We start from the raw sequence: 2298 nt of genomic DNA on the forward strand, positions 1-2298 counted from the left end.
TTCCCGTGCCGCTCCGTAGTAATGAGGGTGCCTCCCCTTTGTAAAAGGGGCGACCTTCAACTGCTTAGTGCTATAGGGTTCGGGGGATTTTCCAGCACCAATAGCCTATTATATAGCGGCCTTCAACCTCTTATTATTGTTTAATTCAATGGATTTTCCCCAGACAACCGCGAACCTCCTAACACTTTCACCAACAAATAGCCGTAACCACTACATCATGTTCAAAAAACTACTCCCCATATTCCTTTTTTTCACCTCCTGCCAAACCTCGCCGCTGGACCAATACCAGCAACTGGTGAAAAAGGAAGCCAACGGCAAGAAGGCCAATGATCTTTTCCTCAACATTTCCTTTGGTATGCCCAGTAAGGATTTTTACCTCCACTGCTGGAACATGAACAAGAAGGGCCTTTTTGCCGATGGCGCCAATAATACCAGCGTTTTGTACAAGGTGCCCGATAGCCTGATGAAGCATCCTACCGATATGTATTTCTACCCCGAGTTCAACAGGGGTAAGGTCAGTGGGATGTGGGTGCGGTTTCAGTATGCCGGCTGGGCGCCCTGGAACAAGGCACTCGCTTCCGATAGCCTCCTGCCTGATGTGGTACAGTTATACCAGCGTTGGTATCCCGGTGGCAATTCGTTTCTGAAAATTGAAGACCAGGCAAAGGGAACCCTGTATGTAAAAGTGGACGGCAACCGCCGCATCATCATCGGCAAGTACGATGATGTACAGGTAAAAGTGGATTATACCGACCTGTCGGTGCAGCCACAAAAAGCCATTTGATCTAACACCCCAATTGCACCCGATGAAGAAATCACCGATACTTTGGCTGCTGCTTCTTAGCCTGCTTGCCTGCAAGCAAAAGGCCACCCCTGTTTTATTTACCCAACTCGATTCTGCCCAAACCGGTATCGGATTTCGCAACGACCTGGCTTATGATGCCCAGTTTAATATTTATACCTACCGCAACTTTTACAACGGCGGTGGCGTGGCCATTGGTGATGTAAATAGCGACAGCCTGCCCGATGTTTTTTTTACCGCCAATATGGGCCCTAATAAACTGTACCTGAACAAGGGCAATTTCCGGTTTGAAGAAGTGACCCAGAAAGCCGGTATTGGTAAAAAAGGAAAATGGAGTACAGGCGTTAGCATGGCTGATGTGAACGGCGATGGCAAGCTCGATATTTATGTATGCAACAGCGGTGACATCAAAGGCGATTTCAGGCAAAATGAATTGTACATCAACAAAGGCGATGGCAGCTTTGAAGAGAAGGCCGCAGCATACGGCCTGGATGAACGCGGGCTTTCTACCCATGCAGCTTTTTTTGATTACGATAAGGATGGCGACCTCGATATGTTCCTGCTCAACAACTCTTTTAAAGCCATCGGCTCTTTCAACCTGAAAGAGAACGAACGCACCAAACGCGACTCCTTGGGCGGACATAAGTTTTTCAGAAACGATGGCAATCATTTTAGCGACATCAGTGAACAGGCGGGCATTTATGGCAGTGTAATAGGTTTTGGATTGGGCGTAACGGTGGGTGATGTAAACAACGACGGCTGGCAGGATATCTATGTGTCCAATGATTTTTTTGAACGCGATTATTTATACATCAACAAAAAGGACGGAACCTTTTCGGAAGAGTTGGAGCAGCAGATGATCAGTACTTCCAATGCCTCCATGGGTGCAGATATGGCTGATATCAACAACGACGCACACCCTGATATTTTTGTAACGGAAATGCTGCCCCAATCGGAAGCAAGGGTAAAAACCAATACTACTTTTCAGAGTTGGGATAAATTCCAGTTGGACCTGCAATATGGATACTACTACCAGTACACCCGCAACATGCTCCAGTTGAACCTGGGCAATGGTCATTTTACGGACATTGGCCGCTTTGCAGGCGTACACGCTACCGACTGGAGCTGGGGTGCCCTCATCACCGATATGGACCTTGATGGCAACAAAGACATCTTCGTGGCCAATGGCATTTACCAGGACCTCACCAACCAAGATTATATCCAATACATTTCAAACGAAAGCTTTTTCAAGCAGGTGAGTTCCGGTGCGGCCGATTACCGCAAAATGATTGACCTGATTCCATCCCAACCGGTATCCAACTATGCTTTCAGCAACCTGGGGGGGCTGCGCTTTCAGAACAAAGCAAAGGAGTGGGGCCTTGCTGATCCTTCTTTTTCCAACGGTTCGGCCTATGGCGACCTGGACGGAGATGGCGACCTCGACCTGGTGGTGAACAATGTAAACAGCCCCTGCTTTGTGTACCGCAACAATGCAC

2 protein-coding genes are annotated in these 2298 nt (G+C 48.0%); both read left to right on the forward strand.

Translation table 11 applies throughout. The features are described 5' to 3' along the window. Nucleotides 1-217: 217 nt before the first annotated feature. Nucleotides 218-784 (forward strand): hypothetical protein, encoded by a 567-nt coding sequence (locus tag BUE76_RS00535; RefSeq protein ID WP_073042777.1) that lies wholly within the window; start codon nucleotides 218-220, stop codon nucleotides 782-784. 22 nt (nucleotides 785-806) lie between these two features. Then, nucleotides 807-2298, forward strand: a 1492-nt coding sequence (locus tag BUE76_RS00540) for an FG-GAP repeat domain-containing protein (protein ID WP_143313414.1), incomplete at its 3' end; no start/stop codon positions are given.

It is taken from the genome of Cnuella takakiae (genome assembly GCF_001953305.1).
Taxonomy (GTDB): Bacteria; Bacteroidota; Bacteroidia; order Chitinophagales; family Chitinophagaceae; genus Flavisolibacter; species Flavisolibacter takakiae.

Coding starts and splice junctions, on each gene's coding strand:
- BUE76_RS00535 (WP_073042777.1), top strand. CDS start 218: ATGTTCAAAAAACTACTCCCCATATTCCTTTTTTTCACCTCCTGCCAA.